Source organism: Porifericola rhodea (assembly GCF_030506305.1).
Taxonomy (GTDB): Bacteria; Bacteroidota; Bacteroidia; order Cytophagales; family Cyclobacteriaceae; genus Catalinimonas; species Catalinimonas rhodea.
This window is the reverse complement of the sequence record NZ_CP119421.1, coordinates 865,361-878,896: the sequence shown is the minus strand read 5'-3', so window position 1 is coordinate 878,896 and position 13,536 is coordinate 865,361. Positions and strand designations below refer to the sequence as shown.

The 13,536-nt window shown below is 42.6% G+C and carries 7 protein-coding genes; 6 read left to right on the top strand and 1 reads right to left on the bottom strand.

Annotation, left to right across the window (positions count from 1 at the left end; translation table 11 throughout):
• The first annotated feature begins 711 nt into the window (after positions 1–711).
• From PZB74_RS03760 to PZB74_RS03750, 3 genes are read left to right on the top strand one after another with little or no spacing between them, the layout of a single operon-like run.
• The gene (locus PZB74_RS03760) at positions 712–1,851 is read left to right on the top strand and encodes an efflux RND transporter periplasmic adaptor subunit (protein ID WP_302240903.1); all 1,140 of its coding nucleotides are present in this window, start codon (positions 712–714) and stop codon (positions 1,849–1,851) included.
• 56 nt (positions 1,852–1,907) lie between these two features.
• The gene (locus tag PZB74_RS03755) at positions 1,908–5,075 is read left to right on the top strand and encodes an efflux RND transporter permease subunit (protein WP_302240901.1); all 3,168 of its coding nucleotides are present in this window, start codon (positions 1,908–1,910) and stop codon (positions 5,073–5,075) included.
• Between the two features lie 14 nt (positions 5,076–5,089).
• Positions 5,090–6,508, top strand: coding sequence for a TolC family protein (locus PZB74_RS03750; protein ID WP_302240899.1), 1,419 nt, complete (start codon positions 5,090–5,092; stop codon positions 6,506–6,508).
• Between the two features lie 82 nt (positions 6,509–6,590).
• Here PZB74_RS03750 and PZB74_RS03745 read toward each other — a convergent pair whose 3' ends face one another.
• Entirely contained in the window at positions 6,591–7,043 is a 453-nt protein-coding gene (locus PZB74_RS03745; RefSeq protein ID WP_302240897.1) for a LexA family protein, read from the bottom strand.
• Positions 7,044–7,283: 240 nt separating this feature from the next.
• On the opposite strand from PZB74_RS03745, the gene PZB74_RS03740 reads away from it, so the two are divergent.
• From PZB74_RS03740 to PZB74_RS03730, 3 genes are all read left to right on the top strand, one after another.
• A complete protein-coding gene (locus PZB74_RS03740; RefSeq protein ID WP_302240895.1) occupies positions 7,284–8,729 on the top strand; it encodes a sugar porter family MFS transporter in 1,446 nt (481 codons plus the stop codon).
• A 173-nt stretch (positions 8,730–8,902) separates the two neighbouring features.
• Positions 8,903–9,946: a FecR family protein gene (locus PZB74_RS03735; protein WP_302240894.1), complete on the top strand. Its 1,044-nt coding sequence runs from the start codon at positions 8,903–8,905 to the stop codon at positions 9,944–9,946.
• A gap of 505 nt (positions 9,947–10,451) precedes the next feature.
• Positions 10,452–13,505, top strand: a complete 3,054-nt coding sequence (locus tag PZB74_RS03730; protein WP_302242745.1) for a SusC/RagA family TonB-linked outer membrane protein — start codon at positions 10,452–10,454, stop codon at positions 13,503–13,505.
• The last annotated feature ends 31 nt before the right edge of the window (positions 13,506–13,536 follow it).

Genomic DNA, 13,536 nt, shown 5'->3' with positions numbered 1-13,536 from the left:
TATTTTATTTAGTATTATAGAGTGTTTTTGTTACACAATTGTGGTGCGATATTTATTCAATAAAAATTTTAAAGTAAGCTTTAAGTAAGTTCTATTGGCTATCGTGTAGTCAAAACAGCGAATACTGGAATGTTTAATTTTTCAGAATTTTGTTGAGTATCAACTGAGTTATTACGGTAGAATTTACAGGTAGAAGCATCCAAATTATAAATTTACCTATGTGAATTTAGGTTATAATTAGGCTTGCTTACTTATTGACATATATTGATATATATTATTACTTTACGGGTAATATTTAATTAAAAAATTAAAAATAATTCTGTTAGCATTACGTTTCTCTTGCTGACAGTGCTTAACTATACTATCAAACACTGCCCTTATACAGACTGATTACTCAGAAAATAGGTAAGACAAGGCAACTATGAAAACTTTTAAATTGCAGAACAGGAATCAAAATTTTGTACAAAGCACATTTGAAAGCCAAAGTATAGTATGTAATTTTTTAATTGTTTTCTTTCTCCTGATGGTGAGGGGGAGGGTATGGACAAGCAGAGTTTTCGGTAAATACAGGCAGCTACAAGCATTAGACCTTCAGCTAAATTTATTTCGCCTTACACCATTCTGAACTGCCCAAGAATATACACACACCTAGATGTTCAATTATTTAACAAATACCCCTTAGTTATTTAGATAACTATTAAAACTCTTTTCATGAAAATTCATATTAATTTATTCTGCGTAGTACTTTCTGTTTTAGCTGTATGGGCTGTTGGATGTACCGAAAGTGATCAAAATGTTAACAACAATGTTGAAGTGAAAAGCCTGCCGGTTACAGAAATTATGATGAAGGATACAACAATTTATCATAGTTATGTAGCAGATATTCAGGCTGTACAAAATGTGGAGCTCAGAGCTCGTGTACAGGGCTTTTTAGAAAGAATATATGTAGATGAAGGGCAGGAGGTCAAAAAAGGACAATTGCTTTTCAAAATTAATGATGAAGAATACAAAGCAGAACTCGCAAAATCTAAGGCAAATCTGAAAAGTGCCATTGCCGAAGCAAAAGCGTCTGAGCTGGAAGTAGACAGGCTCAGGGTACTGGTAGACAAAAATGTAATCTCCAAAACTGAGCTGGAAGTTGCCATAGCTAAAATGGATGCGGTAAAGGCACGTATAGAAGAAGCCCGCTCTGCTGAGGTTAATGCTGCAATGAGACTTTCTTACACTAGTATAAGAGCTCCTTTTGATGGAATTATAGACCGTATTCCTCTAAAAACTGGTAGCTTGATAGACCATGGTACCCTCCTGACCACAGCTTCTGACATTAGTTCTGTGTACGTTTACTTTAATGTTTCTGAGGGGGAATATCTGGAATATGTAAAGAGTAAAATTGAAAAGCCTACAGAAAAAAGTGATATAGTAAGCCTGTCTTTAGCTGATGGCAGCACTTACCCTTATAAAGGTAGCATAGAGACTATGGAAGGTGAATTTAAGGCTAGTACTGGTTCTATCGCTTTTCGTGCTCAATTTCCTAACCCCGACAAAATCCTGAAACATGGTGCAACGGGTAGAATTAGCTTATCCAATACCATTAATAATGCTGTAATGGTGCCTCAAAAAGCAGTTTTTGAGATTCAGGACAAAAACTTCGTATTCGTTGTAGATGCTAACAATCAGGTAAGGATGAGAAACTTTATACCTAAAACGCGTTTCTCTCACTATTATATAGTAGAGTCTGGGCTTAAGCCTGGTGACAAAGTGGTGTATGAAGGAATCCAAAATATTAGAGATGGGATGCAGATCGCTCCGCAACCTGTAAGAATGGATAGCCTGATTGCATTAAACCCATAATGTGATCCTGCCGCAGTTAATTGATGTTTCTCTAATCTTAAGCTCTACAAAAACAGATGTTTGATATTTTTATTAAACGGCCAGTGCTCTCACTGGTGATTTCGCTCTTTATTACATTATTAGGGGGGCTAGCCTTCTTCACTCTCCCTATCGCTCAGTTTCCTGATATTGTACCTCCTTCCGTTTCTGTAAGGGCAAAATATCGAGGAGCCAATGCAGAGGTTTGTGCCAAAGCAGTGGCTACTCCCCTAGAAAAAGCTATTAATGGTGTGCCGGGAATGACACATATGTCTTCAGTATCTACCAACAATGGTAGGGTAGATATTGAAGTGAATTTTGAAGTAGGTACCGATCCCGATCTGGCAGCGGTAAGTGTGCAGAACCGTGTTGCTACAGTGCTCAATGAGCTTCCGCAGGAGGTAATTGAGGCGGGAGTAACGACCGAAAAAGAAGTTAATAGTTTGTTGCTCTACCTCAATATCGTCAGCGAAGATGACGGAATGGATGAGAAATTCATCTATAACTTCGCAGATATCAATATTCTTCAGGAACTGCGCCGAATTGAGGGAGTGGGGTTTGCCGAGATTGTGAGTGAAAAAGATTACTCTATGCGTGTCTGGCTTAAACCCGACCGTATGACGGCTTACGAGGTCTCTACCGATGAGGTAATTGAGGCTATCCGTAGCCAGAATGTAGAAGCAGCTCCTGGTAAAACTGGAGAAAGTTCTAATAAAGAAGCCCAGGTACTACAGTATGTCCTTCGTTATACGGGTAAATACAACGAACCTCGCCAGTACGAAGACCTGGTGATCAGAGCCAATAGCGATGGTTCTGTGCTTAAGCTCAGAGATATTGCAGATGTAGAGTTTAGCGCAATGGGGTATAGCAGGATCTCCAAAAACGATGGACGTCCGGCTGCCTCCATTATGATTAAGCAGCGACCTGGTTCTAATGCTCGCGATATTATTGCCAAAGTAAAAGAGCGAATAGCTGAAATTGAAGAAACGTCTTTTCCTCCTGGCATGAGTTACAATGTTACTTACGATGTCTCTCGTTTCTTAGATGCCTCTATTAATGAGGTGGTAAAAACTTTATTTGAAGCCTTTATACTCGTATTTATTGTAGTATTTATTTTTCTTCAGGATTTCCGTTCTACTCTTATACCAGCTCTTGCCGTACCGGTAGCTCTAATTGGTACCTTGTTCTTTATGCAGTTGCTGGGTTTCTCTATCAACCTGCTTACGCTTTTTGCCCTTGTACTGGCAATTGGTATTGTGGTAGACAACGCTATTGTAGTGGTTGAGGCTGTACACGCCAAAATGGAAGAAGATCACCTGCCACCTCGTGAAGCAACTTTTGCTGCGATGAACGAAATCAGTAGTGCTATTATAGCTATTACACTAGTGATGTCTGCGGTATTTGTGCCGGTAGCATTCTTATCTGGGCCGGTAGGGGTATTCTACCGTCAGTTTTCTATCACGCTGGCAATTTCCATTGTAATTTCTGGTGTAAATGCCGTAACCCTTACTCCAGCACTTTGTGCTTTGCTATTGAAAAACAATCATGGCAAAGAAAAGAAGAACAACTTTATGCAGCGCTTCTACGACAAATTTAATGGGGCATACAATGCGTTGGCAGATAAATACAAGGTAGCTATATCATTTCTTGCCGCACGTCGGGTAATTACTGTATGTATGCTACTATTCTTTTTTGCTGCTACCTGGGGTGTTAATTCTATTTTGCCTACAGGCTTTATTCCTACCGAAGACCAGGGTGTGGTGTACATTAACGTTACTACCCCAGCTGGTGCTACCGTAGAGCGTACCGAAAAGGTACTGGACGAAATTCAACAGGCTGCTTCAGATATTGAAATTGTAGAAGCAGTTTCTACACTTGCTGGTTACAGCCTTGTAAACGGAGTGTCGGGAGCCTCCTTTGGAATGGGCATGGTAAGCTTACAGCCCTGGGATGACCGTGAACTTACTGCCGAGCAGGTGATAGCTCTACTGGAAGAAAAAACAAGTCATATTTCTGATGCAAAGATTGAGTTTTTCTCGCCACCAACGGTACCAGGTTTTGGTAACTCCAGTGGTTTTGAAATGAGAGTACTGGATCAGACAGGCCGTGGTGACCTTCAGGAAATCGCGAGAGTTACAGATGACTTTATTGCTGCCCTGGCAGAGTCTCCGGCTATTGCTAATGGTTATACTAACTTTGACCCTAGCTTTCCTCAATACCTCATTCATGTAGATCAGGAAATGGCGGCCAAGAAAGGGGTAACAGTAGAAAAAGCAATGGGTACCCTACAGACATTAATAGGTGGGTATTATACTTCCAATTTTATCCGCTTCGGGCAGATGTACAAGGTAATGGTGCAGGCCTCTCCGGAGTACCGTACCAAACCTGAAGATCTCCTGGGTATGTTCGTAAAGAACGATAAAGGAGAAATGGTACCCTACTCAACTTTTATCACACTGGAAAGAGTTTATGGGCCAGAGCAGCTGACACGATACAATATGTATACGGCAGCCAGAATCAACGGAACGGTAGCACCGGGCTATAGTAGTGGTGATGCCATTGAAACTATCAAGATGGCTGCTAAAGAAAGCCTTCCCCGTGGCTACTCTTTTGACTGGGCAGGTATGACTCGCGAAGAGGTTAAGTCTGGTGACCAGGCTATTTATATCTTCTTAATCTGTCTGCTTTTCGTATATCTGCTGCTGGCAGCGCAGTACGAAAGCTTCCTGCTACCTTTACCTGTAATCCTGTCATTACCTACTGGTATTTTTGGAGCATTTCTGGCACTAAAAGTTCTGGGGCTACAAAATAACATATATGCTCAGGTAGCACTGATTATGCTTATTGGTTTGCTGGGTAAAAACGCTATTCTGATTGTAGAGTTTGCTATACAGCGCAGGCAAGAAGGGTATTCTGTAATCAAAGCAGCAGTTGAGGGTGCAGTATCCAGGCTAAGACCTATCCTGATGACATCCTTTGCTTTCATCGCTGGTCTTATTCCTTTGTGTGTGGCTTCAGGAGCTGGTGCTATCGGTAACCGCTCTATTGGTACTGCCGCAGCCGGAGGTATGTTGATTGGTACCATCTTCGGGCTTATTCTCATACCAGGTTTATATGTGCTGTTTGCTCAGATGACCGAGAAAAAGCGCAAGCCGTCCAAAACCGAGCCTTTAGAAGAGATGAAAGTTACAATGTCAAGCAATTAAGCAGCCTCTTTACTATGACTTTTAATACACTGATTCAGAAATCAATATATATACTTTGTTTTGTGGCTTTGGTAAGCAGCTGTAAGCTGGTAGAACCTCCACAAATTCCTCAGGCCAAAGAACTGCCCACTACCTTTATCGGAGATGAGGATACTATCAGTATGGGAGATTTAATCTGGGAAAACTTCTTTAATGATAAATATCTTGTAGACCTGATAGATATTGCCCTGCAAAATAACCCAGATCAGTTGCAGGCTATTCAGCGGGTAGAGATCGCGCGCGCAAACCTACAGATTAGAAAAGGAGCGTTACAGCCTTCTCTCAACGGTAGGTTTGGTGCCAATGTGGGTAGTGGAATCAACGACAATATTATAGCCAACAATAGCAATGATCAGAATGAGTCTAATCTGGTACAAAACTATTTTCTTGGCTTGCAGAGCTCATGGGAAATAGATATTTGGGGAAAGCTCAAAAACCGTAGAGAGGCAGCTTATGCTCGTTACCTGGCTTCAGAGAAAGGGAAACAGCTGGTTACGACTACCCTGGTAGCAGAAGTGGCGCGCCTGTATTACGAGCTACTTGGGCTGGATAACGAACTGGAGACTATTCGCAAAAACATAGAGTTTCAGGAAGTGGCGCTGGAGATGATCAAGATTCAGAAGCTGGGTGGGCGTGCTACCGAATTGGCAGTACAGCAGTTTACAGCGCAGCTACTTCGTACCCAAAGTCTGGGTATAGAAAAGCAGCAGCGGATTATTGAGGTAGAAAACCAGCTAAACTTTTTGCTGGGGCGTTACCCTCAGACTATAGAGAGAGGGGAGTCTATATTAGATCAGCATCTGCCAGAAGTAGTGAGAGCCGGCATCCCAGCTGATATGCTATTGCGTCGGCCGGACATACAGCAGGCAGAATTAGAGCTGACTGCGGCTAAAGCTGATGTAGAGGCAGCTCGCGCTGCTTTTTTGCCTACACTGACTATAGACCCTTATGTGGGCTTCAATGCTAATGAAATGTCACTGCTTTTTAGTACGCCTGAGTCTTTGGCGGCAGGCTTTTTAGGCGGCCTGACAGCTCCTATCTTTAGTAAAAACCGGATCCGCTCGGAGTACGACCGTGCTACTGCCGAAACGCTGGAAGCCTACTATGGATATCAAAAAGCCGTTCTTACGGGTTATCAGGAAGTAGCTTCTAACCTTAAGCGTGTAGAGAACTACCGCAACGTATACAACCTAAGGCAGCAGGAAGCGGAAGTCTTATCTAATGCAGTTAATACTTCTAACGATCTTTTTGCGGCGGGTTATGCTACCTATCTTGAAGTAATTACCGCTCAGGCCAGAGTATTGGAGGCTGAGCTTAGTATGACCAATACGCGTAAAGAGATTTTTGTGACACTTATTGATTTGTACCGTGCTTTAGGCGGTGGCTGGCGTTAGTATTAAGACAATATACATTTGCAAGGGACTGTTTTTATAAGCAGTCCCTTTTTTATTTGTTTGTAGTGTTGTTTGTGTAAACTTATGGTTTGTGAATCACATAAGTTACCAGGCCCCATACCATAAACTGATGCTCTTCGGTAATTTCAAAAGGCTGGTAGGCACGACTTTCCGGTACAAGGGTAATCTGTTTGCCGTTCATACAAATCCGCTTCACTGTAAACTCTCCATTAATAATGCATACAGCAATATCATTATTACGTACCTCTTTGGAGCGGTCTACAACCAGTATATCACCTTCGTATATTCCGGCATCCTCCATACTATGCCCCTTTACCTTAGCAAAAAAAGTAGCACTGGGGTTTTGAACAAGGTGTTCATTAAGGTCAAGCTGCAATTCCATGTAATCATCAGCAGGCGAGGGAAAGCCTGCCGGTATTAAAGATTGATGTAGGGGTAGGGCCAGAGTACTCTCCAGCTCAGGATAGTAGATGGTGAGCTTCACACAATTTTCTAGTCTTCTAAATCTGGTCATGATATATGGTTAGTTATTGGTAAATAATATACTTTATAAAAGTATATTTTGTTCTCAAAGTAAGTATAATTTAAGAAATAAACCATAAAGCCATGACACTACCTGTCTCTATTCTGGTCTAAAATTTTTATTATGTAGGAAAAACCAGCAGTATAGCTCTTAAACCATAGAATTATTTGGATACCTGATGCTAATAGGCTGGTATACCAAGACTAATACACAAATCTAAATTGACCGCAAATGAAAGATCATGTACGCTATAATCAGCTGTACTTATGGCTCATCAGTATGACTGCCGCCCTGGGTGGTTTTCTTTTTGGCTACGACTGGGTAGTTGTTGGAGGGGCTAAACCCTATTACGAACCTTTTTTCCAGCTTAATACGCCAGCGCTTCAAGGTTGGGGTACCAGCTCTGCCCTGGTAGGCTGCATGGCAGGAGCTTTAGCCTGCGTTATGCTCAGCGATCGCTATGGGCGTAAGCGGCTACTCATTTTCTCTGGGGCATTATTCACCTTATCAGCCATTGGTACGGCCTTGGCTACCGATTTTAGCTGGTTTAATATCTACCGTATCATAGGCGGCGTGGCTATGGGTATTGCTCTTAATCTTTCTCCAATGTACATCGCTGAGGTATCGCCTCCAGAAAAGCGAGGTATGTTTGTTACTATCAACCAACTACTGGTAATGTTTGGTGTATTGCTGGCACAGGTTATCAACTGGCGAATTTCTTTGCTGGACACTCAACTGCCGGTAGATGCCAGTAATGACATAATCGCACAAAGTTGGAGCGGACAAACTGGCTGGCGCTGGATGTTTGGCGTAGAGGCTATTCCGGCATTTCTGTTTTTTGTACTGATGTTTTTTGTACCAGAAAGCGTACGCTGGCTGGTAAAAAATGGTCAGGAGGATAAAGCACGAGCTGTATTGCAAAAGATAGGAGGTGCTGAGTATGCTCAGGTGCAGGTAAACGATGTAAGGCATACGCTTACCAAAGCAAATGTGGCACATGTTAACTTTAAAGCTTTGCTGGATAGTAAGGTGCTGAAATTTATCGGCTTAGGCATATTTCTGGCATTTTTGCAACAGTGGAGCGGGCTTAATGTCATTATCTATTATGCTTCAGATATTTTTCAGGCTGCAGGCTATAATCTAAAACAGATGATGCTCAACATCGTGGTAATTGGTACTGTAATGGTGCTGGCAGTAGTAATTACGATGTTTACGGTAGATAGGCTGGGTCGCAAAAGCCTGCTACTATTTGGTACTTCTTCTATGGCTCTGGTATATGCGCTAATTGGCTATTGCTTTTATGCCAATTACGAAGGATTTGTAATAGTGCTGCTAGTTTTAGCCAACGTACTATTCTACTCGCTTACGCTGGCTCCCCTACTTTGGGTGGTGTTATCAGAAATTTTTCCCAACCGCATACGGGGGGCTGCTATGTCCATAGCCGCTTTTGCGCACTGGGTAGGCAATTTTACCTTAACTTTCAGCTTCCCCACCATTAAAGAAAACCTGGGCTGGGCCAACAACTTCTGGTTGTACGGACTCATCTGTGCCGTTGGCTTTGTAGTACTTTATTTCATTCTACCTGAGACTAAAGGAAAATCTCTGGAAGAAATTGAGCATGAGCTAACTGATAACTCGAATGCACTTCCGAAGGATAGAGAGGAATATGTTGTCTAAGAAAAATAGACAGAGTTTTTTGTGACACACATATTAATATGTAGTTTAATTTAAATAATTAATAAAATTAACCGCAAATAAATGTATTAAGTATAAAAATTAAAAAATAGTGCTATGATTTTGAAGGTGTTTGTACAAAAGCCCCCACTTACTACTAAACACCTCTCAAAATTATGTCATACGAGCATTACCGGGTAAACGATTTTGTAAGCGATGCTTCTTTCAGGGCGTGGGTACTTTCTCCAAACGAGGAGCTGGAAGCATTTTGGGAGTCATGGCTGCTACAGCATCCGCTAATGGCCGGTACCATACAGGAAGCTCGCTTGCTCGTAAGCCTTACAGACTATAAAAAGGTACAGCATACCAAAGAAGACTTTGATACTACCCGCCAACAGATCAAAGCTGTACTTTTTTCTAAAAGCACTTCCTCTAAAGAGAGTAAGCGCCAGCCCTCTAAGAAAATTAGGTCTTATTTGCCTCCTCTGGGCATAGCAGCAGCTATAAGCATCCTGAGCCTGTTTGGTTTTTATTTTTTCTCCTCCTTATCGCCCGAGGTGCAGGAGTACCAGACAGCTTTTGGAGAAATTAGAGAAGTAGAGCTGCCAGATGGCTCTCTGGCTATCCTGAATGCCAATTCCAGCCTAAAAGTATCATCTCAGTGGCAAAAGAAAAGAGAAGTATGGCTAGTGGGAGAAGCTTTTTTTGAGGTGGAAAAAATAAGAAAGAAAAGCCACTCTGGTTTTACCTACAGCAAATTTACCGTACATGCTGGTGAAGTGGATATTGAGGTACTAGGCACGCGATTTAATGTGCTAAACCGCAGTGAGCAAACCGAGGTAGTGCTTCAGGAAGGAGCGGTTAGCCTCAAAGGCAAAGAGAAACATAAATCTGCGATTACAATGCAGGAAGGAGATGCGTTTGCCTATTCTTCGTGCAGGCACACATTCCAAAAAAAACAGATAGACACTGAAAAAGTAACCGCCTGGAAAAAAGGGGTACACATGTTTGACGCCAGCTCTCTGCGATCTATCGCCCAGCTGCTCAAAGACAACTATGGCCTAAATGTAAATATAGAGGACAAAAGACTGGAAGAGCGGCGTTTTAGTGCGGAGGTACCATATGGTGAGGTAGATATGCTATTGAGTTTGCTGGAAGAGTCGCTTTTACTAGATATACGCCAGGAGAAGGATAACATTCAAATCCTAGAACGAAAATAAGTCCATCACATCCGAAATAATATCCAACTAAATCTACAACCTAAACACAACTCCTATGTACACAAAACTACGTCAACAAAAGAGAAAGTATCTCTTGATCATTTGTTTGTGCCTAAGCATACCCTCCATGGCACAAACGCTGGCAAGCAACCGGCATTTTAGTGTTGACTACTCCGGCGATACAGAAAAACAGTCGGAAAAAATTTCTCTCCGTGAGGCACTTACTCAATTACAGGCAGAATCTGAAGTAAAATTTGCCTATGATGAGTCGCTGGTAGAAAACCACAGTATACAGCTGCAAGAGATAAAAGAGCTAAGGTCAGCTCAAAAAGACTTTGATAAGCGTTTGCAGAAAATACTTTCCCCACTTGAGTTAGAAGTTAAAAAAGTAGGGGAGTATTATGTCATAAAAAGCAGACAGAAGCCTCTTCAGAAGAGCTCACTACAACAGCTCAAAAAGCAGGAGTACCTCCAGACAGAAGAAGCGCCACCAAAACATCTGACTATGGTAAAGGCTGATAAAATTTTGCGTGAAAATGAAAACGCAGCTTTTGCAGTAGTAAGCGGAACAGTAACCGACCAGGCCGATGGGGGTGCACTACCTGGTGTAAATGTATTGGTGAAAGGCACTACTATAGGTACTGTAACAGATATAGAAGGAAAATACAGCATAGAGGTGCAGTCTACAGATGCCGTGCTGGTATTTTCATCTATCGGCTATACCCCTCAGGAGGTACCTGTTAACGGAAGAAGTGTAATCAATCTTGCCATGGTAGAAGATGTGCAGAGCCTGGAAGAGATAGTAGTAGTAGGCTACGGTAGCCAGCTTAAAAAAGAAGTGACAGGGGCAGTACAAACGGTAGATGCCACTGAGCTTAAAGATGTGCCGGTATCGCAGATTACCCAAAAGCTACAGGGCAAACTGGCAGGGGTACAAATCAACCAAACCACCGGAAAGCCGGGGCAGGGAATGAACGTAAGAATACGCGGTCAACTATCTGTCTCTGGAGGGAGTGATCCTCTCTATGTGGTAGACGGCTTCCCTATCACCGGCGATATCAGTAACCTTAACCCAGATGAAATTCAGGATATCAGCATACTTAAAGATGCTGCATCCACTTCTCTTTATGGTTCTCGTGCTGCGAATGGGGTAGTGCTCATCACCACAAAAAGAGGTGTGCCAGGACAAACCAATGTGGGTTTTACCGCCTATACCGGTATACAGGAAGTGCCCAAAAGAGGTCGTTTGGAGATGATGAACGCAGTAGAGTTTGCGCAGTTCAAAAAAGAGTATTACGAAGATGCAGGACAGAGCGTGCCGGAAATTTTTCAGGATCCCTCACAGTTTGAAGGCAAAAATAACGATTGGTACGATGCTTTGCTCCGCAAGGCTCCCATACAAAGCTACAACCTGACCATTACATCGAACAAAGAAAAGGTCAATACAGCAATTGTAGCTGGTATTTTTGATCAGGAAGGGGTAGTGCTTAATACCGATTATAAAAGGTACTCCCTGAGAATGAACACGCGCTACGATGTTTCAGATAAGGTAAAGCTGGGCTTCAATGTAGCGCCCTCTTACATTAAAGACAACATACCGAAGACAGACGGAGAGCGTGGTACCGGCATACTTTTTAATGCTTTGCATACCTGGCCTATTATGCCCATCTACGACGAAAATGGTGATCTTACCGAATTTAACAAGTTTCCTGCTGAAACCGGGAATATTTTTGCTTATGCCAACTGGGTAAGGGCAGCGCAGGAAATTACCAATGAGACCAAAGAGGTAAATGTGCTTTCTAATGCCTTTGTAGAATTTCAGCCTCTGGAAGGGCTTACTCTCAAATCTACCTTTAATGCGGAGCTGTATAACTCTAAGTTTTTCTTTTTTAACCCTTCTACAGCCACTAACTCTATCAATGTGCCTATACCCACTACGGCGGTATCTTTCAGGCAGAACGTAGAAGATTTTACCTGGCTGAACGAAAACCTGGCTACCTATGCTAAAGATGTAGGTGAGCATAGTTTTGAGCTTCTGGGAGGTTTTACCGTGCAGAAGTTTCGTAGAGATGTTACCAGTATAAGGGGAGAGACTTACTCTGACGACCGTCTGCCAACTGTACAGGGTGCTATCAATATCAGCCGCTCAGGTACTGGTAGTGGGGTAGAAGAATGGAGCCTGATGTCTTACCTTTCAAGGCTTACTTACAACTATAAAGGTAAATATCTGCTTACTGCCGCAGTGCGTAGCGATGGTTCTTCCCGATTTGGCTCAGAAAATCGCTGGGGTATATTTCCATCAGCCTCAGTAGGCTGGGTAGTTTCAGACGAATACTTCTTACAGAACATCCCCACGGTCTCATTTGCTAAAGTAAGAGCCAGCTATGGAGTTACCGGTAACAACAATATCGGTAACTATACCCAATATGCCCTAATTAACAATACTGTTAATGCAGCATTTGGCAACGAAGTAGCACCGGGAGCAGTAGTAACTTCTTTAGCCAACAACAACCTGGGTTGGGAGACTACCAAGCAATTTGATATAGGGCTGGACTTAGGACTATTTGAAGACAGAATACAGTTTGTATACGACTACTATAACAAACGTACTACCAATCTGCTCTACAGCGTACAGGTACCTCAGGAATCTGGCTTTAGTAACTTTAATGACAACATAGGTGAGATAAAATTCTGGGGGCATGAGTTCGCTCTGATTACCCGTAATACAACGGGCAAGTTCAAATGGTCTACTAATGCTAATATCTCTTTTAACAGAAATATAGTAGAATCTTTGGCAGATGGTATTGATAGAGTGTATGGTAGATTCCACATTACGCAGGTAGGGCAGCCTTTCGGTCAGTTTTATGGCCATATTGCAGATGGGGTGTACATGAATCAGGAGGATCTGGACAACTCCGCTCAGGTGCCCGGTCGCTCTACAGTAGGTAGCATCAAGCTATTAGACCTCAACGGCGATGGCGTAATTACCCGTGGAGGAGATAATGATGACCGTGCCATCATGGGAAGCCCTTTTCCTGATTTTACATACGGTATTACCAACAACTTCAAGTATGGCAATTTTGATCTGAGTATTGTAGGTACTGGTTCGCATGGCAATGAGCTACTGGTGCGCCACCTCTACAGTACCACTAACCTGGACGGTGTATTTAACCTGATGAGAGAAGTGAAGTACCGCTTCCGTTCGCCAGAAAATCCTGGTAAGGGCTTCTTTGGTACTACAGTAGGGGGAGGAAATGTAACAGGTATAGAAAGAGACTGGATCAACAGCCGTTTTGTAGCTGATGCCTCTTATTTTACTATCAGAAACGTCACCTTGGGTTACTCCTTTGAGGGTATTGAGAAGATTTTTAAGTCGGCACGCCTTTACGCCTCTATTCAGAATGCGTACATCTTTACCGACTACTGGGGTGGGCAAAATCCGGAGATCAGCGTACAACCCGATGGCGAGGGCGATGGTGGCAACCTAAGCCAGGGAGTAGATATCTCCGGCTATCCGGTACCTCGTACTTATACAGTAGGCGTAAACCTTAACTTCTAAGTATGCTGTACTATTCTCATCACTCATTGAC

What these genes read in the sequence shown, in the direction of transcription:
- PZB74_RS03760 (WP_302240903.1), top strand. Translation starts at nt 712, where the DNA reads ATGAAAATTCATATTAATTTATTCTGCGTAGTACTTTCTGTTTTAGCT.
- PZB74_RS03755 (WP_302240901.1), top strand. Translation starts at nt 1,908, where the DNA reads ATGTTTGATATTTTTATTAAACGGCCAGTGCTCTCACTGGTGATTTCG.
- PZB74_RS03750 (WP_302240899.1), top strand. Translation starts at nt 5,090, where the DNA reads ATGACTTTTAATACACTGATTCAGAAATCAATATATATACTTTGTTTT.
- PZB74_RS03745 (WP_302240897.1), bottom strand. Translation starts at nt 7,043, where the DNA reads ATGACCAGATTTAGAAGACTAGAAAATTGTGTGAAGCTCACCATCTAC.
- PZB74_RS03740 (WP_302240895.1), top strand. Translation starts at nt 7,284, where the DNA reads ATGAAAGATCATGTACGCTATAATCAGCTGTACTTATGGCTCATCAGT.
- PZB74_RS03735 (WP_302240894.1), top strand. Translation starts at nt 8,903, where the DNA reads ATGTCATACGAGCATTACCGGGTAAACGATTTTGTAAGCGATGCTTCT.
- PZB74_RS03730 (WP_302242745.1), top strand. Translation starts at nt 10,452, where the DNA reads ATGGTAAAGGCTGATAAAATTTTGCGTGAAAATGAAAACGCAGCTTTT.